Origin of the sequence: Bradyrhizobium sp. SZCCT0231, assembly GCF_018130245.1 — a bacterium.
GTDB classification, from domain to species: Bacteria; Pseudomonadota; Alphaproteobacteria; order Rhizobiales; family Xanthobacteraceae; genus Bradyrhizobium; species Bradyrhizobium japonicum_F.
Window position 1 is genome coordinate 559,000 of the sequence record NZ_JAFCKP010000001.1, and the last position, 21,102, is coordinate 580,101.

General features: G+C 65.3%; 23 protein-coding genes. 13 read left to right on the forward strand and 10 right to left on the reverse strand.

All coding sequences use genetic code 11. The annotated features are described in order from the left end of the window. Positions 1-28: 28 nt before the first annotated feature. The 5 genes from folK to JQ566_RS02535 form a co-directional block, all read right to left on the reverse strand. A complete protein-coding gene (gene folK / locus JQ566_RS02515; protein ID WP_212369392.1) occupies positions 29-520 on the reverse strand; it encodes a 2-amino-4-hydroxy-6-hydroxymethyldihydropteridine diphosphokinase in 492 nt (163 codons plus the stop codon). Continuing rightward, positions 520-888, reverse strand: a complete 369-nt coding sequence (gene folB / locus JQ566_RS02520; protein WP_212369395.1) for a dihydroneopterin aldolase — start codon at positions 886-888, stop codon at positions 520-522. The genes folK and folB overlap by 1 nt, the downstream gene beginning before the upstream one ends. After that, complete coding sequence (folP, locus tag JQ566_RS02525) at positions 885-1,745, reverse strand: dihydropteroate synthase (RefSeq protein ID WP_212369398.1); 861 nt, start codon at positions 1,743-1,745, stop codon at positions 885-887. Before folP ends, folB begins: the two co-directional genes overlap by 4 nt. 190 nt (positions 1,746-1,935) lie before the next feature. After that, positions 1,936-2,343, reverse strand: a complete 408-nt coding sequence (locus JQ566_RS02530; protein WP_212369401.1) for a DUF4332 domain-containing protein — start codon at positions 2,341-2,343, stop codon at positions 1,936-1,938. A 25-nt stretch (positions 2,344-2,368) separates the two neighbouring features. Beyond that, entirely contained in the window at positions 2,369-2,734 is a 366-nt protein-coding gene (locus JQ566_RS02535) for a hypothetical protein (RefSeq protein ID WP_027572091.1), read from the reverse strand. A 346-nt stretch (positions 2,735-3,080) separates the two neighbouring features. Between JQ566_RS02535 and JQ566_RS02540 the strand changes: the two genes are divergently transcribed. From JQ566_RS02540 to JQ566_RS02550, 3 genes are all read left to right on the forward strand, one after another. Continuing rightward, positions 3,081-4,703: a helicase HerA-like domain-containing protein gene (locus JQ566_RS02540; protein WP_212369404.1), complete on the forward strand. Its 1,623-nt coding sequence runs from the start codon at positions 3,081-3,083 to the stop codon at positions 4,701-4,703. 173 nt (positions 4,704-4,876) lie between these two features. After that, positions 4,877-6,205, forward strand: coding sequence for a glycosyltransferase family 87 protein (locus tag JQ566_RS02545; protein WP_349643297.1), 1,329 nt, complete (start codon positions 4,877-4,879; stop codon positions 6,203-6,205). Positions 6,206-6,229: 24 nt separating this feature from the next. Further along, the gene (locus JQ566_RS02550) at positions 6,230-7,624 is read left to right on the forward strand and encodes a M20/M25/M40 family metallo-hydrolase (protein ID WP_212369408.1); all 1,395 of its coding nucleotides are present in this window, start codon (positions 6,230-6,232) and stop codon (positions 7,622-7,624) included. Positions 7,625-7,836: 212 nt separating this feature from the next. On the opposite strand, the gene JQ566_RS02555 is transcribed toward JQ566_RS02550, so the two are convergent. Both JQ566_RS02555 and JQ566_RS02560 read right to left on the reverse strand, forming a co-directional pair. Beyond that, positions 7,837-8,616: a class II aldolase/adducin family protein gene (locus tag JQ566_RS02555; protein ID WP_212369411.1), complete on the reverse strand. Its 780-nt coding sequence runs from the start codon at positions 8,614-8,616 to the stop codon at positions 7,837-7,839. A gap of 207 nt (positions 8,617-8,823) precedes the next feature. Next, positions 8,824-10,473 (reverse strand): glycosyltransferase family 39 protein, encoded by a 1,650-nt coding sequence (locus JQ566_RS02560; protein WP_212369414.1) that lies wholly within the window; start codon positions 10,471-10,473, stop codon positions 8,824-8,826. 311 nt (positions 10,474-10,784) lie between these two features. Here JQ566_RS02560 and JQ566_RS02565 point away from each other — a divergent pair, with 311 nt between their 5' ends. Continuing rightward, positions 10,785-11,648 carry a DUF308 domain-containing protein gene (locus JQ566_RS02565; RefSeq protein WP_212369417.1) on the forward strand — a complete coding sequence of 288 codons (864 nt, stop codon included), beginning with the start codon at positions 10,785-10,787 and terminating at the stop codon, positions 11,646-11,648. A gap of 148 nt (positions 11,649-11,796) precedes the next feature. Next, the gene (locus tag JQ566_RS02570) at positions 11,797-12,213 is read left to right on the forward strand and encodes a Ros/MucR family transcriptional regulator (protein ID WP_212369431.1); all 417 of its coding nucleotides are present in this window, start codon (positions 11,797-11,799) and stop codon (positions 12,211-12,213) included. A gap of 150 nt (positions 12,214-12,363) precedes the next feature. On the opposite strand, the gene JQ566_RS02575 is transcribed toward JQ566_RS02570, so the two are convergent. Together JQ566_RS02575 and JQ566_RS02580 are read right to left on the reverse strand one after the other, a co-directional pair. After that, positions 12,364-12,792 (reverse strand): SufE family protein, encoded by a 429-nt coding sequence (locus JQ566_RS02575; RefSeq protein ID WP_212369434.1) that lies wholly within the window; start codon positions 12,790-12,792, stop codon positions 12,364-12,366. 69 nt (positions 12,793-12,861) lie between these two features. Beyond that, positions 12,862-13,305 (reverse strand): DUF5330 domain-containing protein, encoded by a 444-nt coding sequence (locus tag JQ566_RS02580; RefSeq protein ID WP_212369437.1) that lies wholly within the window; start codon positions 13,303-13,305, stop codon positions 12,862-12,864. A gap of 409 nt (positions 13,306-13,714) precedes the next feature. On the opposite strand from JQ566_RS02580, the gene JQ566_RS02585 reads away from it, so the two are divergent. The 4 genes from JQ566_RS02585 (at position 13,715) to JQ566_RS02600 (ending at position 17,086) form a co-directional block, all read left to right on the forward strand. Continuing rightward, the gene (locus tag JQ566_RS02585) at positions 13,715-15,613 is read left to right on the forward strand and encodes a PAS domain-containing sensor histidine kinase (protein ID WP_212369439.1); all 1,899 of its coding nucleotides are present in this window, start codon (positions 13,715-13,717) and stop codon (positions 15,611-15,613) included. Then, positions 15,606-16,319 (forward strand): peptidoglycan-binding domain-containing protein, encoded by a 714-nt coding sequence (locus JQ566_RS02590; protein ID WP_212369442.1) that lies wholly within the window; start codon positions 15,606-15,608, stop codon positions 16,317-16,319. Before JQ566_RS02585 ends, JQ566_RS02590 begins: the two co-directional genes overlap by 8 nt. A gap of 156 nt (positions 16,320-16,475) precedes the next feature. Beyond that, positions 16,476-16,688 carry a hypothetical protein gene (locus JQ566_RS02595; protein WP_167406548.1) on the forward strand — a complete coding sequence of 71 codons (213 nt, stop codon included), beginning with the start codon at positions 16,476-16,478 and terminating at the stop codon, positions 16,686-16,688. Positions 16,689-16,741: 53 nt separating this feature from the next. Continuing rightward, on the forward strand, positions 16,742-17,086 hold the full coding sequence (locus JQ566_RS02600) for a DUF1491 family protein (RefSeq protein WP_212369444.1): 345 nt from the start codon (positions 16,742-16,744) through the stop codon (positions 17,084-17,086). A gap of 212 nt (positions 17,087-17,298) precedes the next feature. Here the strand turns inward: JQ566_RS02600 and JQ566_RS02605 are convergent, their stop codons facing one another. Next, positions 17,299-18,276, reverse strand: a complete 978-nt coding sequence (locus JQ566_RS02605) for a DUF2336 domain-containing protein (protein WP_212369446.1) — start codon at positions 18,274-18,276, stop codon at positions 17,299-17,301. 253 nt (positions 18,277-18,529) lie between these two features. On the opposite strand from JQ566_RS02605, the gene JQ566_RS02610 reads away from it, so the two are divergent. The 4 genes from JQ566_RS02610 to JQ566_RS02625 all read left to right on the forward strand — a co-directional run bounded on the left by JQ566_RS02610 (position 18,530) and on the right by JQ566_RS02625 (position 21,093). Beyond that, positions 18,530-18,718 (forward strand): hypothetical protein, encoded by a 189-nt coding sequence (locus JQ566_RS02610; RefSeq protein WP_036005903.1) that lies wholly within the window; start codon positions 18,530-18,532, stop codon positions 18,716-18,718. Positions 18,719-18,734: 16 nt separating this feature from the next. After that, positions 18,735-19,496, forward strand: a complete 762-nt coding sequence (locus JQ566_RS02615; protein WP_212369451.1) for a hypothetical protein — start codon at positions 18,735-18,737, stop codon at positions 19,494-19,496. Between the two features lie 438 nt (positions 19,497-19,934). Beyond that, complete coding sequence (locus JQ566_RS02620; RefSeq protein ID WP_212369467.1) at positions 19,935-20,168, forward strand: PepSY domain-containing protein; 234 nt, start codon at positions 19,935-19,937, stop codon at positions 20,166-20,168. Between the two features lie 37 nt (positions 20,169-20,205). Next, positions 20,206-21,093, forward strand: a complete 888-nt coding sequence (locus JQ566_RS02625) for a DUF1259 domain-containing protein (RefSeq protein WP_212369470.1) — start codon at positions 20,206-20,208, stop codon at positions 21,091-21,093. Positions 21,094-21,102: the final 9 nt, after the last annotated feature.

Here is a 21,102-nt window from a genome sequence, read left to right on the forward strand (position 1 = left end):
GACCGTCCCTGCAAACGGTTGTTTTTGGTTAACCGGTATCCGGAAGCCGCTCAATGCCTTGCGTCGAGACGCTGGCGAGCCCGTCACGCACGCGAATGCCTGAGATCACGCGGTCGGGCGCGATTTCGGCCAGCGGCACCAGCACGAAGGCGCGCTCGAACAGGCGCGGATGCGGCAGCGTCAGGTCGGGCTTCTGCAAAGACACATCGTCATAGGCGATCATGTCGAGATCGAGCGTGCGCGGACCCCAGCGTCTCGCCTTCTCCCGCGTGCGGCCGAATTTCTGCTCGACCTTCTGCAGCACGAACAATAGCGCGTGCGGATCGAGGCTGGTCTCGATCTCGATGCAGGCGTTGATGAAGGGATCCTGGTCCTCGTCGCCCCAGGGCGGGGTCGCATAGTCGGACGAGCGCGCGATCAGCGCCGCCTGTGCCATGCCGCAGATATGCGCGATCGCCTTCTTGAACGTCGCGCGGACATCGCCGACATTGCCGCCGAGTGCGATCAGCACGCTCGCCATCAGGGATGCCGCGAGCGTGTCAGCATGATGCCGACGTCGTCGAAGATCGCGGCGATCGGCGCGTGCGGCTTGTGCACCGTGACCTTCACGGCGCGGATGCGCGGGAAGTGCGACAGGATGGCGTCGGCCACCGCGCCGGCCGCGCGCTCCAAGAGCTTGTAATTGGTGTTCTTGAACGCCGCCGTCGTGGTCGCCACGACTTCGGCGTAGGACACCGTGTCCGCGAGCCGGTCGCTGCGCGACGGCTCCGACAGGTCGGTATAGAGCTCGAGGTCGATGACGAAACGCTGGCCGACTTCGGTTTCGTGATCCATCACGCCATGGCGCGCATGGATCGACAGGCCGGTCACGAAGATCGTATCGGTCATTGCTTGCTCTCGATTGCGTATGCCACCCGCAGGGCCTGCAAGGTCTCGGCGACGTCGTGGGTCCGGATGATCCTGGCGCCGCGCTGCGCGGCGATCAGGTGCGCGGCGATCGAGCCGGCGAGCCGCTCCGATGGCTCCGACGGCGACACCGAGGCGATGAAGCGTTTTCGCGAGGCACCAACGAGGATCGGCAAGCCGAACATGTCGAGCTCGCGCAAGCGCGCCAGCGCGGTCATGCTCTGCTCGGCGGTCTTGCCGAAGCCGATGCCGGGATCGAGCACGATCTTGTCGCGCGCAATGCCGGCTTGTGCGGCGATATCCAGCGAGCGCTGAAAGAACGCTTTCATGTCCACAACGATGTCGATCGCGGGATCGACGCTGTCGCGGTTGTGCATGACGATGACGGGGACGCCCCTGGCGGCGATCAGCGGCGCCATGGCGGCGTCCCCTTGCAGGCCCCAGACGTCGTTGGCGATCGCCGCGCCCTGGTCGAGCGCGAAGGCCACCACCTCCGCCTTCATGCTGTCGATCGAGACGGGCACACCGAGCGCCACCACGTCGGACAGCACCGGCTTCAACCGCGCGAGCTCTTCCGCTGCCGTGACCGGCCGGGCGTCCTTGTAGGGCCGGGTGGACTCGGCGCCGATATCGATGATGTCGACACCATCGGCGATCATCGCCCGCGCCCGCTCAAGCGCCCGCGCGGGCGCGATGAACTCGCCGCCGTCGGAGAAGGAATCCGGGGTGATGTTGAGCACGCCCATCACCGCAGGAAGAGGCTGTTCCAGCAGCGTCCGCAGCACGTCGATCCCGGCCGAGCCGGCCGGTGGGACGGAAGGGGAGGGCGAGGCATTCATGCGGCCCGCTTTGCGCGGTTGGGAAGGGGGTGTCAAGGCCAACACCCTCCCTGTCATTGCCCGCGAAGGCGGGCAATCCAGTATTCCGAGGCAGTGCGGTGATACGGAGGGGCCACGGCGTACTGGATACCCCTTCGCGGGGTATGACACCGACAGTTGATGCTGCAGGTCGTGCGCCGAGACGTCCGGTCTAATACGTGATCTTCGGCGGCAGCTTCTTGGCCTTGGCGATGATGTCGCCGACCGACTTCTCGGAGGGCAGGATGCGGAGGAGCTTCTTCCTCTCGTTGGCTTCGCGCATGCTCTGCGCCAGCCTTGCCGGATTCCGATAGGCGAGCTCGCGCACGGTGGTGACGCCGGCGGCGCGGACCAGGCCGACCTTGGCCCTGCCCATGCCGGGAATGCGCATGTAGTCGGAGACGTTGGCCCATTCCAGCAGCGACTGCTCGCTGATGCCCGTCTTGGCGGAAAGCGCCTTGCGGCCCTTCACGGTCGAGGCCGCCTCGAGCAGCGCGTCGGTGGTGCGGATTCCTTGCGCCTTCAACTTGTTGGCTGCAAAGGCAGGCAGGCCCTCAATCTCGGAGATCGGATATGTCATGATGCTCGATGTGAAATGCGTGGCTTCAGGCGAACTGGCTGAGCCCCGGCGTCCCCGCGATGATCTTGCCCATCTGATCCGCTCCGATTTTGTCGCGCCCGTAGCGGAAAAGTTCACGGGCGACGTTTTGAATCTCGGACATGCCAAGCCCGAGGCCCATCAGGCGGGTGCCGACGGCCATCAAGCCGCCGCCCATCAGCCGCGACAGCCCGCCGCCGCTCCTGGACGCCTCGATCGCAGCTTCCGCTCCGGGGATTTGGTCGATCAGGGCCTGCACGCTATCGGAAGGACCCTCGCTGCGGAGGAAGCCCAGGATAATGCCGACGGTCTTTTCAGCGACAGCACCATCTATGCTGGCGTTTGCCGCCAGCCGTCCGATCAGCTCGTCCATAAGGCCCGCCCCTCAGCCGGTTTGCATGCCGGAGATTGCTTTCGAAAACGATCTTGAGCCGGTGCGATGTGAAATTCAAGCGATGAACGCACGCGCCGTGCGATTCACCTTCGAACGCGCGAAAGGTGTTGCAGCCGTGCAAGAGCCGAGAACGAATCGGCGATAAATTGCCGCGTCGCGAACGCCTCGTTCCTAGTTTCGGCTGACGTCGTCCGTTTGTGTCCGACAATGTCGCATGCTGGGGCGCTTTGAACGGTTTTAATCGGCGTGCGACATGCGTTAAACTATGGAACTGGTGCATTTGAGTTTCAATACGTGAAACTCGGCAGAGAGATCAGAGAGAATAATGACCGCACAGGACAGCAAGCTCGGCGACACCGACGACAAGATCTTCGTCGGCAGGGGAGACGAGCAGGCCTGGCTGACGTTGGCGCTCGCCAATCGCCACGGCCTCGTCACGGGTGCAACCGGAACCGGCAAGACGGTGTCGCTGCAAGTGATGGCGGAAGGATTTGCGCGCGCCGGTGTTCCGGTCTTCGCAGCCGACATCAAGGGCGACCTCTCCGGCATCTCGGAGGCCGGCGAGGCCAAGGATTTCATCGTCAAGCGCGCCACCGAAATGGGGCTGTCATTCCAGCCCGATCAGTTCTCGACGGTGTTCTGGGACGTGTTCGGCGAGCAGGGCCACCCGGTGCGCGCCACCGTCACGGAAATGGGGCCGCTTCTGCTGGCGCGCATGCTCGACCTGAACGATGTGCAGGAAGGCGTGCTCAACGTCGCCTTCCGCGTCGCCGACGACAACGGCCTGACTTTGATCGACATGAAGGACTTGCGGGCGCTGCTCGACGCCATCGTGCCCGACAGCGGGAAGAAGGGTGCGGACGCGGAGGAGGATCCGCTCGCCGCCATCCGCAAGGCCGCTCAGGGGTTCGGCAACGTCACCAAGGCGACCGTCGGCACCATCCAGCGCCAGCTCCTGGTGCTGGAGAACCAGGGCGGCACCAAATTCTTCGGTGAGCCGGCGCTGACGCTGAAGGACTTCATGAAGACCGACCGCGACGGCCGCGGCATGGTCAACATTCTGGTCGCCGACAAGCTGCTCCAGAATCCCAGGCTTTACGCGACGTTCCTGCTGTGGATGTTGTCGGAGCTGTTCGAGGAGCTGCCCGAAGCCGGCGACCTGCCCAAGCCGAAGCTCGTGTTCTTCTTCGACGAAGCGCATCTGTTGTTCAATGACGCGCCCAAGGCGCTGATGGACAAGATCGAGCAGGTGGTCCGCCTGATCCGCTCCAAGGGCGTCGGCATCTACTTCGTGACGCAAAACCCGATCGACGTGCCGGACCGCGTGCTCGGACAATTGGGCAACCGGGTGCAGCACGCGCTGCGCGCCTTCACTCCGCGCGACCAGAAGGCGGTCGCCGCTGCGGCGCAGACCTTCCGGCCCAATCCGAAGCTCGATACCGCCAAGGTGATCACGGAGCTCGGCAAGGGCGAGGCGCTGGTGTCCTTCCTCGAGGGCAATGGCACGCCTTCGATGGTGGAGCGGGTGATGATCCGGCCGCCGTCGGCCCGCATCGGACCGATCACGCCGGACGAGCGCAAGGCGATCATGGCCGCAAGCCCGGTGAAGGGCAAATATGACACCGCCGTCGATTCCGAGTCCGCCTACGAGATGATTCAGAAGCGCATCGCCGCCACGGCGGCCACGGCGGACGCTCCAGCTGGCGCAAGCGGTGGCGGCATCCTGGGCCAGATCGGCTCGATGGTCGGCACCATCTTCGGCACCAACGTCAAGCGAGGCCGTCTGTCGACCGGCCAGGTCATTGCGCGGGACGTGACGCGATCGGTCACCAATCAGGTGATCGGCGGGCTGGCCGCCAATGTCGGCAAGTCGATCGGCGGCCAGCTCGGCGGCTCGATCGGCCGCACCCTGGTCCGCGGCGCGCTCGGCGGATTGCTGCGGCGGTAGGCAGAACGCCCTGTGTTGGGCAATTCCGCTTGACCACAGAAGGTCGTCATGCCCGGGCTTGTCCCGAGCATCCACGTTCTTCGAGGCCACCGCCGGTACAATTTCAGGTGAGGGACTCTCCAAGCCTCCGCCGGTCTGCTAGGTCCTGTTTTGTCGCCGCACAGGACCGCATCGTGACCCCGCCTGCCCCGTTAGCCAAGCCTGATGCGCCGAGACGCCTGTCGCCGCGTGCGCCGCTGGATCTGCTTTTTCTGTTCTGCTGTGTCCTCCTGACGGCCGACGTGCTCGTCCCCGAGATTTTCGGCCGCGGCAAGACCAAGGACTACTCGCTCTGGTACTGGGCCGGACAGCAGGTCCTGGAGGGTGGGCCGTTGTATCCTGCCACGGCCCTCGAGTATTTCGACTTCATCTATCCACCGCTCCCGGCGATCCTGCTGGCGATCCCGAGCTGGTTCGGCAAAATCACGCTCTATGTCGTCCTCTCGATCTTGAACGCTGTGGCGTGGTGGTACACCGGGGCGCTCTCCCAGGTCATGGCCGGCTCGGACCGCAAGCCTGGCCCCTGGCTGGAAGCACTGCCGGTCGTCGTCACCGTGGCCTTCGTGTTCGACATGTTCGACCTCGGCCAGCCGAACCTCGTCCTGCTGGCGATGATGCTCTATGGTTTCTGGAGCTTGCGGCATCAGCGGTCGTGGCTCGCTGGCTTCATGTTCGCGCTCGCCGCCGCCATCAAGGTGTTTCCGATCGCCGTGCTGCCTTATCTGCTCTGGCGGCGCAAATGGGCCGCGCTTGTCAGCACGATCGTCTTCACCGGCATTCTTCTCTATGTCGTGCCGGCACCGATCCGTGGCTTCGAGCGCAACGCGGCCGAACTTGCGACCTGGTACCAGGGCATGGTCGGGACGAGCTCGGAAAAGGGCTTTGGCCAGCGTGACGAGCAGAATTGGTCGTGGGTCAACCAGTCCCTCATTGCCGTCACGCATCGCCTGGTCCGGCCGATCAACTACAATCAGGATGATCCCAAAAAGCCGCCGCGCACGATGAACGTGATCGACGTCGACTACGGGACGGCGAACTGGATCGTGCTGGCGCTGTCGGCATTGCTCGGGCTCGGCTTCGTCGCAATCATGCCGCGGCAAGCGCGGCGAACGGCGCGCACCGATGCCGAGGAGCTCGGCATCTTGTTCTGCCTGATGACGGTGGCCTCGCCTTTGGCGCGGCAATACTACTTCATGTGGTTGTTCTTCCCGATCACGGTGCTGATGCATCGCGCCGCCTTCGACGAGCGAGCGCATGTGCGCCTGGGAACCTGGCTCGCCTTGGGTGCCGCCGGCATCCTCATGCTGCTGTCGCTGCCGTGGTTTCCGACTGTGATCCAGGCCTGGGGCAACAACCTCGCTGCGACCGCCGTCCTCGCAGGGTGCCTCGCCTGGCACATCCGGCATCCGCCGCTTGCGGCTAGCCCCGAGGCCGCGGCGGCGCTAAAACCCGGGACCTCTTGAGACCCAACAATCAGGATAACAATCATGGCCAATGCGCAGCTCCAATCCGTGCTCGACCACATCGACAAGGATTTCGACAACAGCCTGGAGCGCCTGTTCTCGTTGTTGCGGATCAAGTCGATCTCGGCCGATCCGGCCTTTGCGGATGATTGCAAGGCTGCGGCCGAGCATCTCGCCAAGGACATCGCCAGCCTCGGTGTTGCCACCGAGGTAAGGCCGACCGCAGGCCATCCCGCCGTCGTCGGCAAGACCGGAGCGGGTGGGCGGCCGCACGTGCTGTTCTACGGCCATTACGACGTGCAGCCGGTCGATCCGCTCGATCTCTGGCACCGTCCGCCGTTCGAGCCCGTTGTCGCCGATCATGCCGACGGCCGCAAGATCATCGTCGCGCGCGGCGCCGAGGACGACAAGGGCCAGGTGATGACCTTCGTCGAAGCCTGCCGCGCCTGGAAGAAGGTGACGGGCTCGCTGCCGATCGACATCACCTTCCTGATCGAAGGCGAGGAGGAGGTCGGCTCGAAGAACTTTGTGCCCTTCATCGAGGCCAACAAGGACGAGTTCAAGGCCGACTACGTGCTGGTCTGCGACACCAGCATGTGGGATCCGAGCACGCCGGCGATCACGACCTCGCTGCGTGGCCTGCTCTATGAGGAGCTGAAGATCACCGCCGCCAATCGCGATCTGCATTCCGGCGTGTTCGGCGGCACCGCGATGAACCCGATCCGCCTGCTCACGAAAATTCTCGGCGGCCTGTTCGACGACGACAACCGCATCACCATCCCCGGCTTCTATGACGGCGTGAAGGATACGCCGCCCGACATCCTGGCGCAGTGGAAGAAGCTCGAATTCACGCCCGAGACCTTCCTCAAGCCGGTCGGGCTGTCGCTCCCTGCTGGCGAGAAGGGCAGGCTTCTGGTCGAGCAGGCCTCGACGCGTCCGACCTGCGACGTCAACGGAATCTGGGGCGGCTATATCGGCGAGGGCTCCAAGACCGTGATCCCCTCGCATGCTTCGGCCAAGGTGTCATTCCGCCTCGTGCAGGGCCAGGATCCCGCGACAATCCGCAAGGCCTTCCGTGATTATGTATCGGCGCGCATTCCCGGCGACTGCAAGGTCGAGTTCGGCGACCATTCCGCCGCGCCCGCGGTTGCACTCGACTGGACCATGAAGCCGCTCACCGCCGCCAGCAAGGCGCTGGCCGACGAGTGGGGCAAGGAGACGGTGCTGATGGGGTCGGGCGCCTCGATCCCGATCGTCGCCGACTTCAAGCGCACGCTCGGCCTCGACTCGCTGCTGGTCGGCTTCGGCCTCGACGACGACAACATCCACTCACCGAACGAGAAATACGACCTGCGGAGCTTCCAGAAAGGCATCCGCTCCTGGGCAAGGATCCTCGCGGCACTGGCGGAGGTGAAATAACGCACGGTGCCGTAGTGTCGTAGGGTGGGCAAAGGCGCAAAGCGCCGTGCCCACCATCTCCCAGAGATCGAAGGAAGAAGACGTGGGCACGCTTCGCTTTGCCCACCCTACGAAGCCTGCCAAATAAAAACGCCGCCCGGAATTGGGCGGCGTTTCATTCCAAAAGGCGTAGAGGTTCGTTGAGCGCTACCTTACACGAAGCTCAGAAAATCTCAAGACCGGTAACCCGGCAGCTCGCGGTCGAGCTTGCGCAGCAAGGGCGGCCACACGAGGGTGGTCGCGCGCAGCTCGGCGCGGTCGCGGTTGGCGAGCAGCTCGGTGTTCTTCTCGATCGCGATATCGTCGACCGGATAGACCGGCGTGCCCAGCGCGCGCGTTCGTACCTGCATCGAGCAGGCGCGCTCGAGATGATACATGCGCTCGAAGGCGGAGGCGACCGAGCGGCCGACGGTCAGCGTGCCGTGGTTGCGCAGGAGCATGTGGTTGTGGTCGCCGAGATCCTTCTGCAGCCGCGGCCGCTCCTCGTGGTCGAGCGCGATGCCTTCATAGTCGTGATAGGCGAGGTCGTGGGTGACGAGCTGGGCGGTCTGGTTCAGCGGCAACAGGCCTTCCGCGCTGCTCGACACCGCGGTACCGTCGAGCGTGTGGAGATGCAGCACGCAGATTGCGTCCTCGCGCACCTCGTGGATCGCCGAATGGATGGTGAAGCCGGCCGGGTTGATGCTGTACTCGCTCTCCGAGAGCTGGTTGCCGTGCAGGTCGACCTTGACGAGGCTGGAGGCCGTGATTTCCTCGAACATCAGCCCGTAAGGATTGATGAGGAAGTGATGGTCGGGACCGGGCACGCGCGCGGAGATGTGGGTGTCGACCAGATCGTCCCAGCCGTACAGCGCGACCAGGCGATAGCAGGCGGCGAGGTTGACCCGTTGCTGCCACTCCGCCTCCGTCATGTTGGAGGGCACTTCCCTCAGGCGGGCTTCTGCTGGCGACATGGCTGATTTCTCCGAACATCGTTGTTGCGGAGCGGGAGCGTAGTCGCGGGTGAGGCTGGCGGCAAGGCGCGAGGCGCGTGGCTGTCGCGCGTAGCCCGCATGGAGCTTCCGCCGTAGCTCGAAGAGCGAAGGCGGAGGCGCAAGGCGGGACGCTTGATCCCGGATTTCGCTTGCGCTCCATCCGGATCTACGGTCGAGAGAAACTTATTACGGCGCCGGGATCGAGAGCAGGCTGGAGATGCTGCGGCCGCGGATGTCGTAGACGCGGGCGAACACCACGTCGTCGCGCTTGATCTCGACCATGACAGGCGCGGTGAGGCCCTTGCAGTAGAACTCGCCGAGCGTCATGGCGAAATCGGCCGCGTTGGAATCCCAGCCGATGGTGAAGTCGGGGCCGAGCGCGACCTGGGCCGGACGCTGCGGACCGCACACCGCGACCTTCCATTTGCGATTGACGGGCGGCACTTCCTGGCGCTCGACCAGCTGCTCGCGCAATTCGTCCGAGGCCTGCTTCAAGGCGAGACCCCAATAGTCCAGCATGAAGCGGTCGTCGGCGCCGCGCACGGTGCCCGCGATGTGATTGAAGTGCGTGTACTGATAGGGGTGCAGCCGGATCATCTCGGCGAGCGACAGCGCAAGGCCAAAGCAGAAGGTGGCGAGCACGACCGGCTGCCAGGTCCGGTGATTGGCGCGCAGGCGCTCCATGGCCCAGGCGAAAGCGACGCCGCCGAGCACCGCCATCGGCGGGATCACGAAGACGAAATGACGGATGCCGTTGTACAACGCCGGGCGCTTCAGCATCGCGATCGCGAGCGGCAGGGTCGCAGCCAGCGTCAGCATCAAGAGGATGGTCTTGCGGCGCGCCGGAACCTCGCGCCGCGGCAGCATGGCGAACGCGCTGAACACGGCGCCGGCCATCAGCACCAGCATCACCTCAGGCAGCTGCAGTGCGAACAGCGTCGGCAGATAGGACCAGGGCATGTCGGGCACCGACACGATCGCGCCGTCGAACATCTCTTTCCACGGCTTCTCGAAGAAATGCGAGAAGTAGGTCAGCGCTTCGAAGGGATTGCCGGGCTCCATGATCGACCACGGCCAGATCAGGCCCATCACGAGGTAGCCGAGCACGAGGCCGGGCAGCAGCACATAGATGACATGGGCGAAGCGGCGGACCGACTCGCGCAAACCTTCGGTGCGCAATTCCTCCAGGAACAGCGGCATGAAACCGAGCATGGCGTAGACCAATGCGAGCCCGCCGAGAACGCGGCAGCCCAGCGAAAGGCCGGCCCCCAGGCCGACGATGAGGACCGTGCGCGGCGACGGCTGCGGATATTCCTCGGCGAGCCGGACGAGGCCGAGCATCAGGATGATCATGGCCACCGCGAAGGGCGCATCCTTCGGGTTCATGAACATGTGGCCGTAGAAGATCGGGCAGAGCGCGAGCAGGAGCAGCGCCGCGAGGCCTGCGAGCGGTCCGCCGATGCGGCGGCCGAGCCGCCAGGTCACGGCGAGTCCGATCACGCCGACGATGGCGCCGACCAGACGGCGCGTCTCGAACAGCTCGAGCGGAATGACTTTGTGCAGCAGGGCCGCGACCATGTCGAAGCCGCCGCCATACATGTAGAGATTGGCAAAGGAGAGCGCCGCGGTGTCCTTGAATCCGGAACCGAACATGCGCAGCAGCAGGTCGGCGTATTCAGCGTGGGTGTAGTCGTCCCAGCCGAGCCCGTAGTCGCGGAACGTCAAGCCCGCAATCACGGCGACCGCGGCCAGCACCAGCATCGCGAGATCGTCGCAAGTCCGTTCGACCGAGCGCCGTAAGGGCGTGTCGATCGCCGAAGTCGTGATGGATGTCATGGCTATCGGTGCCCCGGAATCCCCTTTTGGCCCTGCTGGTGCGCGTGGGCCTCAACCCCGGACTCCGTATAGCGCAGTTCCATTACCAAGTAATTGGGCATTATGGCTAAATTCCTGATGCGACGCAGCAATTCCGGTTACTTGAGAGCAGCCTAGCAGTAGCGAGCCGGAGCTGAAGGGAATGTGAATAAGTCCCTGATTTCCTTCCCTTTAGGAACACTGCCCCGAATTGGCCGTTGGCGTGGAACATCGTATGACGGTATCGTGGCGTAGCGGTTGTCGCGTGCGGATGCGCGGCCGGGGGTGGTTCGATGAATTTGGCATTGTTGATCGTGGGGATTTGCGCCGTCCTGGCGGGTCTCCTTGCGATCATTTTCGGCCTGACGATCAGGGAATTCAGCCTCGGTGGGACACTCATAATCTCCGGCACCATTGGCGTCTGCTCCGGAATGTTACTGGTCGGCCTGCATTTGGCGCTGCTTGAGCTCAAGGGCATCGCTCGCCGGTTGGCCGGTGTGGTCGCGCCGTCCGAGGTTCGGGTCAGGCCCGTGCTGCCGGGCCTCGCCGTGCCTGGTGCGCTCGCGCCCGAGCCGGTGCCCACTGCGGCCGCGAGGGTCGAGCCGGCGCCGACACCGTCCGCAAGTCCGCCGCCGTGGCAGAGCGAAGTTGCTGCGCGCGAGCGTCCGCGCGCCGAGGGAGCACAGGAGCCGGAAGCTCCGACGCCGCCCGCCGCTCCGGAAGCGCCGCGCCGGCGCAACCTGCTGTTCGCCTCGACCTCGCGCAAGGAGCGCGAGCGCGCGGAGGGGAAGGCCACCGAAGGTGCGCCGCCGCAGCCACCTGCGGGACCCAGTGAGGCCCCGGACCTTCCGCCTGCGAGCTTTGACGTGGCCTGGCCGAAGCCGGACCGCACGCGCCCGCCGGAACCGCCGGTTGTCCCGCGCCGGCCGTCGCCGCCGCGCTCCCCATCGACCTTTACGGAGGCCGCCCCACCGCCTGCACCCGAACCGCCGCCCCCTGTCGAGCCGGCACCCGTGACCGTGCTCAAATCCGGCGTCGTCGACGGCATGGCCTATTCGCTCTATTCCGACGGCTCGATCGAGGCGCAGATGCCGGAGGGCATGATGCGCTTTGCCTCGATCGACGAGCTCCGCGCCCACCTCGACCAGCGCGGTTGAGGCCGCCGCGTGTAAGTAAAGCGGCGCCGTTTCGCCAGTAATCAGCGCATCCTAGTCAGTTGTCCTATTTCAGCCGAATGTATTCTTGACACGGAATACTTCGGCGTCGTCAATCCCGTGAGACTCAAGCGGGAGAAGGGATGCGCGCATGTCGGAAGCGGGGGCGAAGAATTTCATCGAGCTGACCGCGAGCATCGTGTCGGCCTATCTCAGCAACAATCCGACGCCGGCGGCCGAGATTCCGAACCTGATCAGCCAGGTGCATGGTGCCCTGGTGCGGGTCTCGTCAGGCCGCACCGAGGCCGCGCCGCTGGAGCCGGCCAAGCCGGCCGTCTCGCTGAAGAAGTCGATCGCGCCCGATTATCTGGTCTGTCTGGAAGACGGCAAGCGCTTCAAGTCGCTGAAGCGCCATCTGCGCACGCAGTACAACATGACGCCGGAGCAATACCGCGAGAAGTGGGGCTTGCCGGCCGACTATCCCATGGTCGCTCCGAACTATGCGGTGGCGCGCTCGCAGCTCGCCAAGCAGATGGGCTTGGGGCAGCAGCAGCGGAAGCGGAAGTAGTCGGGGGGATCGGCATAATTTCGTAGGGTGGGCAAAGCTTCCGCCGTAGCTCGAAGAGCGAACGCGGAAGCGTGCCCACAACCATGAGCGCGATTGAAGAAAGATGGTGGGCACGGCGCAAGGGCGCCTTTGCCCACCCTACGAAGCTTCTCACGTCGCTTCCGCGAGCGCTTCTTTCGCGTCGGTCTTGATGCGCTCGACCATCGAGCGCAGGCCGTTGGAGCGCTGCGGCGTCAGGTGATCGCGGAAGCCGAACTCGTTGAACACGGCGATCGCATCGGTCGCGAGGATCTCCTGCGGCGTGCGGCCCGAATAGAGCGACAGCACGATCGCGACCAGCCCGCGCACGATATGGGCGTCGCTGTCGCCGCGATATTTCAGGACCGGCGCGCCATTGCTGCGGTCGATCAGCTTCTGGAGCCAGACCTGGCTGACGCAGCCCTGCACCTTGTTGGTGGCGGAGTGTTCCGCCTCCGGCATCGGTTCCAGGGTACGGCCGAGCTCGATGACATACCGGTAGCGGTCATCCCACTCGTCGAGAAGCTCGAAATTGTCCCTGATTTCGTCGATCGTCGTCATATTGGCCCACAGTTCCCGCTTACCGCCAATATAGGGACGCGAAGCCGTGAAATCGATAGGGTTTGGGCCCTAATTCGCTGCCTGAGGGCCGCGCCATTCCAGCGCAAGGTCGTCCTGGGTCAGGGTGTCGCGCGGCGCCTCGCTCGCGGCAGCGTCGCCTTCGCCGGCCATCGCGATCGAGCCGGTATGGTCGGGCGCCTTCTTGTTGTCGGTCTTGTTGCCGTCGTTCTTGTCGTTGGTGATCTGCTCTTTCTTGTCGTTGATGATCTGGTAGAGCTTCTTCGCACCGTCCTGGGCGCGCTGGCCGATGATGGTCGCGGCCTGTCCGCCGACCTCGCAGGCCGCCGGCTGGCGCTTGCAGAACTGGGTCATGTCGGAGACGGCCGCAGTCGCAGCCTGCACGGCGTCGGCGGCGCCGATCTGCGGCAGCTTCTCCGATTCGGGCGTCTTGTCCCGCGGCAGGAGCACCAGCACCAGCCCGAGCCAGAATGTGATGCGAAGCAGAAAGCGCATCTTATCGACCTGTCCGTTAGAGTCCGACCGCGGCGATCTCCGCAGATGTCGGACCTAGCAACCCTCGATAAATCGCAAGTGATTGCCTTGAGCTTAATTCGCGGAAAATTGACCCAAGATTCTTTGGAAGCGACGTTCCAGTAAATTTTCGATTGACGCACGCGCCGTGATTTTTCCGGTCGCGCCGCATCCACCAATTCGAAACCATGCGGAGCAAGTGAAACCCTGTGTTCACCATCCGCAGCGAAGACGTCGTCAAATCGTCTAAAAAGCTCCGCGATAACGCGGTGTCCGGCCGCATGCGGCGCCGCCTTAGCACTCGTTTAAGGTCGCTCTGACACGGTGCCTCAACGACAAGGAGGCGTTCCGGCGCGTCTTCTCAAGACGATTGAGCCGAAGCGCGAGACCCGTGACAGTTTTGAGTATCATCCGCGATTGTCTCGATGCGCTGCTGCATCCCTCCGCGCGTTACGATGCGCTGATGCGAGCGCGCCATCGTGCCTTCATGGCACCGCGGCTGCTCGGCAGCCTGGTCGCCTTCGCCGCATTCCCGGTCTATCTCGCCATGCGCGGCGCGCCGAGCGCGCTCGAGGTCGCGGCCTTTGCCTGGCTGATCGCGCCGATCATGTTGTCCTGGTTCCTGTCGCGCACCGGACGCTACGAGGGCGCGCATGTGCTGTCGTCGCTGGCGCTCGCCGGCCTGATCATGGCGGTCGCGGTCACGACCGGCGGCATCGAATCGTTCGCCGCGGTCTGGCTGGTCGTGGTTCCCCTCGAGGCTGCGCTGTCGGCCTCGCGCCGCGTCGCGGCCTTCGCCTCGCTGCTCGCACTGTCCTGCGCCGGGATGCTGATCCTGATCAGCCAGCTCGGCTGGCTGCCGGCGGAGGAGCCGAGCGCGGCCGAGCGCGGCGTGCTGATGGCCTTCGGCGTTGCGTCCGCGACCCTCTATGCCGCAGGCCTCGCCTTCGGCGCGGAGTCGCTCGCGCGCACCAGCGTCGCGCTCCTGTCGCGCGAGGAGGAGCGTTACCGCCTGCTGGCGCGCAACATGAGCGACGTGATCTCGCGGCATCAGCGCAACGGTGCGGTGCAGTTCATCTCGCCGGCGGCGGAGGCCATGCTCGGCATGCAAGTGGCGCAACTGCTCGGCCACGGCCTGTTCGACCGCGTCCATGTCGCCGATCGCCCGGCCTATCTCACGGCACTGTCCGACGCGGCGCGCGGCGACGTGCGCAGCGTCGAGTTCCGGTTGCGGCGCGAGCCTGTCGGTTCCGAGCGCGGTCAGGTCGATTTCATCTGGGTCGAGATGCGTTGCCGTCCGCTCGACCAGGATCTGGGCCGCCGGGATACCGATCGTGAGTCCACCCGCGAGGCCGAAGTCGTCGCCGTGATGCGCGACGTCACCGACCGCAAGCTTTTCGAGCAGGCGCTCGATCAGGCGCGTAGCGCCGCCGAGGCGGCCGATGCGGCCAAGACGCGCTTCCTCGCCACCATGAGCCACGAGCTGCGCACGCCGCTCAACGCCATCATCGGCTTCTCCGAGATGATCGCGCAGGAGCAGACCCTGATGCTGGGTGCGGCCCAGCGCAAGGAATACGCCCAGCTCATCAACGATTCCGGCCAGCATCTACTGTCGGTCGTCAACGGCATCCTGGACATGTCGAAGATGGAGTCGGGCAATTTCGAGATTGCGTCCGAGCCGTTCGCGCCGCGCGCCTCGCTGCTCCATTGCTGCAATCTGCTGGCGCTGAAGGCGCGGGAGAACGGCATCGACCTGGTCACCGACGCGCCGCAGGACCTGCCCGTCATGACAGGCGATCCCAGGGCCTTCAAGCAGATCGTGCTCAACCTCGTCGCCAATGCCATCAAGTTCACCGAGCGCGGCGGTCAGGTCTGCGTATCGGCCGGGGTGTCGGGTTCGCAGCTGACGCTACGCATCAGCGACACCGGCGTCGGCATCGCGCCCGACGATCTCAAGCGCATCGGCGCGCCGTTCTTCCAGGCCGGCAAGACCTATCAGCGCCGTCACGAAGGCACCGGCCTCGGACTTTCGATCGTCAAGAGTCTGGTGGCTTTGCATCTCGGTGAATTGACTGTACAAAGCAGGCTGGGAGAGGGCACCGCCGTCACCGTCAAGCTGCCGCTCGTCTACACGCCGCCGCAAGTCGAGCCGGCCAATGTCAAGCCGGCCGATAGCAAGATCGCGACGCTGACGCCGGCGCTGCGCCAGGAACTTCAAGGTCAGGACCTTCAAGACCAAGCTCACGACCAGTCTCAGCATCAACCCGCTCTGGTGAAGAAAAGTGCCTAAGAAGTCTGCCAAGGACGAAGCCGCTCCGCGCCGCCGTGGCGCCAAGGCTGGCGCAAAGGCCGCGGTCATCGATGTCGAGACCGAGCGCAACCTCGTGATGCGCGTGCTGCTGCACAGCCCCAAGGATACGCTGGCCGGCCTCGTCGCCGTCGCCGCGATCGCCGCAATCGTTGCCAATGCACTGTTCCTCCAGACCGGCCGGCACCCCGCGCCGATGTTCGGCACGGTGATCAATCTTCCCGCACCGTCCTCCGTGCCGCTGTCGAATCCCATGCCGCGTCCGCGCCCCGTCGGCGCCGATACCTCGCCGCTCGAGCCGCGCGCGACGGAGTTCCGCGTCGAGCCCAAACCTGCCGAGCGTGCCGCCGAGAAGGCGCCCGAAAAGCCCGTCGAGGCGACGGCCTCGACGCGCTCGAACGATCCGATGACCAATCTGGTCAAGGCTGCGACCTCGACGCCGCCCGCGGCCCTGCGACCGCCGGCGCCGGTCCCGGCGCAAAGCCCGGCCGCGCGACGCATCGCCGGCGTGCAGCGCGCGCTGTCCGAATATGGCTACGGCAATTTGAAGATCACGGGCGCCATGAGCGGCGAGACCCAGTCCGCGATCCAGAAGTTCGAGCGCGAGCACAAGATGCAGGTCACCGGGCAGGTCTCCGACCGCCTGCTGCGCGAGCTCGCCGCTGCGATCGGCCATCCCGTCGAATAACCGCACGTCAGTCGGACATTGACGCAAATCAATTCCGGTGTCGGGTGCGCGCACAACAGACCAGATCCGCGACGCGCGCGATTTGCGTGGGATCAATGACGGCCGGCGGCTTCGGGGAACATGATCGCTCATCCTCATCAAGGAAGAGAGGTCGTCATGTTCAAGGTCTCGATTCTCGTCTGGATCATGCTCGGCACGACGCTGGCGGGCGTCAGCCTGATCGTGGTGCTGATGGTGCCGAGCTTCGCCGCCGACGCCATCAGGAACATCCCTTATGCGGTGGCCGTGGGATTTGCGCTCGCGATGCCGCTGTCATACTTCGTCGCGACCCAGATTCGCGGTGGTCAGGACGGCGCGCGCAAGGCGTGAGGCGTACGAGCTGAGGCTGGCGTGAGACCTCGTGCTGGCTTATCGTCGGATTCATGCGTTTGAAATCCAACATTTGGGTGGCGGCTTACCTGCGCCGCTGCCAGACCGAGGGCGTGTTCGGCGCCGTGCGGCGTCGCGGTGCCGAGGAGGCGGGCGCGGTGTTCGTGAAGGTGTCGCTGCTCGACGGCAATGCGATGCTGTATGCGCCGGCGCCGCAGACCGTCTATGACGACGGCCGGCCGATCGATCGTTTCTTCGTGCCTGTCACGCCGCAGCCTCTGCCGGAGCACACGATCGAGGAGCGGCTGACCAAGGAAATCCGCTTCGATCCGGACGCGTGGATCGTCGAGACCGAGGATCGCGCGGGCCGGCATTTTCTGGAATTGGGGAAGGCCTAGCTGCCGCCCGGTCGTGTCCCGGCTCTGCACGGCAACGCGCCAGCGTTGCCGTGCAGAGCCGGGACCCATAAAGCGGCATGAATGGACGCGGTGAAATGGGCCCCGGCTCTGCAGCGCATCGGACGATGCTTCGCATCGCCGGGGGCGCTGCGCTGCGTCCGGGGCACGAGCTTGGGAGATGCCGCGCGCCTTACGCTCAGCGGGTGTACAGATCAGCCTTCCGACGATCCGCCGGTGCCGGTCCGTACCGTCGGGCTGGAGCCGGGCTGAACGCCCGGTCGCGTCTGGCCCGCGCCGGCGCGGGCGCGCTGGCGTTCGCCATCGTGCAGCGACGGCTGGTACTTCGCGCGCGTCACCGCGAGCGTCGAGCCGCGCCAGGCCGCCAGCATCACCAGCGCCGAGCGGTCGCCGAGGCGGTCGTAGAGCCGCGACAGCCGGTACACGGCATTCACGGAGTTGCCGATCTCCGGCTTGAAGAACAGCAGGATGCGCTGGAACACCGGGCTCGGCATGTCGAGCGCGCGCGCGGCAACGGCGAGCGCCTCGCCGCCGGCATCGTCGACGATCTGTGCCGCGACGCGCGAGGGCAGGATCAGGCTGTCGCCGAGCTCGAAGGTGAAGCTCTCGACGTCACCCGCGATCGCCGCCATCTCCAGGATCTGGATCGCGCGCTTGGCGCGCGCGGTCGGAATGCGGGGGGCGGCCTTCAGCGGGGTCTGCGCCAGATTGTGCAGGATCAGCGCGCGCTCGGAGGCGCCGGCGCGGAAGAACATGTCGTGGATCTCGGCCGCCTCCTTCGGCTGCATCGCCATGTTGGCGGCCATGCGCTGCTCGGCCTCGGTCGGCGCGCGCGCCGGAGAGGGCGCGCGGGGCGGAGTGGGGATCTCCCGGGCCAATGGAATCCTGCGGCCTTCCGGGGTCGCGACCAGCCCGAGCTTCTGCAGGACCGGGACGGGCGTCTGCGGATAGACCGCAAGTTTCGCCTTGATGGCCGCGCGCGTCGCATCGTCGACCTGGTCGATCAGCCGCGTCGCAAGCTCGACGAACTGCCGCTGTTCGTCGTCGCTGTGGGTGCTCGTCTGGACATAGAGGTCGGTCAGCACGCGCAGCAGCGTCGGACGGACATCGACACCTTCGCGACGGGACAGGGTCATCAGCCCGTCGAATCCGGGAAACAGCGACTTGGTCATGGAGGCGTACGCAACTCGGGAAGGATACTTGGGGCGAGCCTAGCGCAGGTTCTTTTAAAGCCTCGTTAAGGAAAACGAGGCGTGAAGCCGGCCCTGCAATTTAAGGCGTTGTCGTGCCGCAACGGGACGGGGCGGCACGTCCGTGCGGTTACGGTCCACGGGGCGCGTTTACACCCCGTTAACCATGAACTGATCTTAATGAATGCATGTTGCAGGGGCGCGTTCGGTCGCGCGGCAATTGAAGAGAGCTGACATGGGGACCATCATCGAATTTCCGGCGGGTCGCCGGGTGGGCTCGTCGGGGGATGTCGCTCCGCGCGCGGACATGGGAACGGTCCTGATCCTTCCCGTGATCCGCATCGAGCGTGAGGCGGACGAAACCAGCGGCGATCGCGGGCCGGAGCAGGGCACAGCGCCGGGGCGCCGTCGTCGCCGTCGCTGACATCCGGCTTCATGCGATGCCGGACTCCATCCGCCAGATCCGGCCTGTCCTGTCGGCCGTCCTGCTTGCGCTGCTTGCCGCGGCGCTCTGCGCCTGCAGCGGCGGCGATTTCGGCCGCACCCGCGCCGACATGCGCAGCGACGACATGCATCGCTGGCTGGGCGCGGAGGTCACCTCCAGCGTCGGCTTGACGCCTTCGCAATTCCAGCTCACCGACGAAGAGCGCCAGCTTCGCGATCTCGCCTATCCCATGATCGAGCCGCCGCTGTCGCGCCCCGCCTGGAAGAGCGTGTTCGGCGACTACAAGCCGCTGCCCTCGCCCTGGCGGCAGAAGATCGTGTTCGACCGCACGATGTACGGACGCACGCTGATCGACGAGCCGCACCGCTCGCATTCCTCGCGCTATGCGCAGCTGATCGAGGACGTGCGCAACGACATCACCCGCTTCGAGCCGTTCTTTGCCAGTGCGATCCGCGTCATCGATCTCGACAGGAAACGCAATGCCAGCATGGCGCGCGTCTCCGCGCTCTCGCCGAGGGAGAGGGACGACGCGGTCGCGCGCATGCAGGAGAACTCGCTGATCATCCAGTGGGTGCAGCAATGCCTGGAGCAGCGCATCTCGTCCTACCGCTGGGCGCTGGAACGCCTGGTGATCCAGGCCCCCGACGGCATGGCCGCCGATGCCGACCGCCTGATCGGCGAGCTCGCCGCCCAGACCACCAATCCGCCGGTCGCAGGCCAGCCGCCCTACGGCCGCGCGGTCATCTCGAAGGGGTAGGGCTTCTTGCGTTTGTCGCGCAGGTGTCCGGTCCGATCGGGCCTGCGCTGCTTTTGGAGCTTGCCAACAAGATCCCTCAGCGTGTTCGCCAGCGGCGCTGTCGCGCCGAGGCGTCACCATCTCGGTGTCGCGGAAACGGTTCCGTTCGACGAGTGAACTCTTCGTGACATGTACCGGTCATAGGCCGATTGACAGCCCGCTTTGCCAGGTTTCTATTCGAAGCGTCGGGGATATGCGATCTCCCCGCGAGGCGACATGCCCAAGAATCGCGTCCTGATCACCAAGGGCGCAGCATGTCATTGTCCCCGATCCCACCAGAAAAATCGAGATGGTTCACGCGTGCGCGGCGGCCACGCCGAGGCGCGTTGATATCGGCATCCCACTGCGGCTTGTGGGAAGCGAGTTCACCTGGGGCAGGGCACGTCCAGGAGGATGATCATGCGTACAAGGACAATCTTTCACACAGTCCTTTTTCTGGCGATCGCCAGTGGGCTGTCGACCGCACGCGCGCTGACTCAGGAGGAGCTGGTCGCCAAGCTCCAGGCGGCCGGCTACACGCAGGTCAGCGGGGTCAAGTCGACCGCGGAAGGGATCACTGCAAAGGCGGTGAAGAACGGCAAGGAGGTGCGGCTTGTCGTCGACAGTAGCGGTCAGGTCAAGGAGCAGAAGTGAGTGACTGGCTGAATTCCAAGTTCAAGGGAGCAGATCAATGCGCAAGACAATCTCGGCGCTGTTGGCCATCAGCGCCTGCTTCATCGCGAGCGCTCACGCGCAGGACGTCGATTGGCAGAAAGTCGACGACGCCCTGGGGCGCAAGCCGGCCGTGACCGGCGACGTGCATCGCTACGGCTTTCCGCGCACCGATCTCACGGTGACGCTCGATGGCGTCACCATCAAGCCCGCGCTGGCGCTCGGCGGCTGGGTCGCGTTCAAGCCCGCGCATGGCGGCGTCATGGCGATGGGCGATCTGGTGCTGCTCGAATCCGAGATCAGCCCGGTCATGGCGAGGATGATCGCGAACGGGCTGGAGATCACCGCCGTGCACAATCATCTGCTCGGCGCGAGCCCGGCGACGTTCTACATGCACGTGGCCGGCCACGGTGATCCCGCCAGAATCGCCGCGGCCATCAAGGACGCGCTTGCCGAAAGCAAGACGCCGCTGTCGGCGCCGGCTTCGACGGCCGCTCCGCCGGCCATCGAACTCGACACTGCGCGGCTCGACAACATCATCGGCGTCAAGGGCCAGGCGACCGGCGGCGTCTACCAGTTCAACGTCCCCCGCCGCGATCCCGTCACCGAGCATGGCATGCAGTTGAGCCCGGTCGGGCCGCTGGGCGTTGCAACCGCCGTCAACTTCCAGCCGACCGGCGGCGGCAAGGCCGCGATTACCGGCGACTTCGTGCTGACCGGCGACGAGGTGAACCCGGTGATCAAGGTGTTGCGGTCGCACGGCATCGCCGTGACCGCCCTTCACAGCCACATGCTGGACGAACAGCCGCGCCTGTTCTTCATGCATTTCTGGGCCAACGACGATGCGATCAAGCTCGCGAGCGGCGTGCGTGCCGCGCTCGACAAGACTGCCAGCACGAAGAGCTGATCTTCGAGA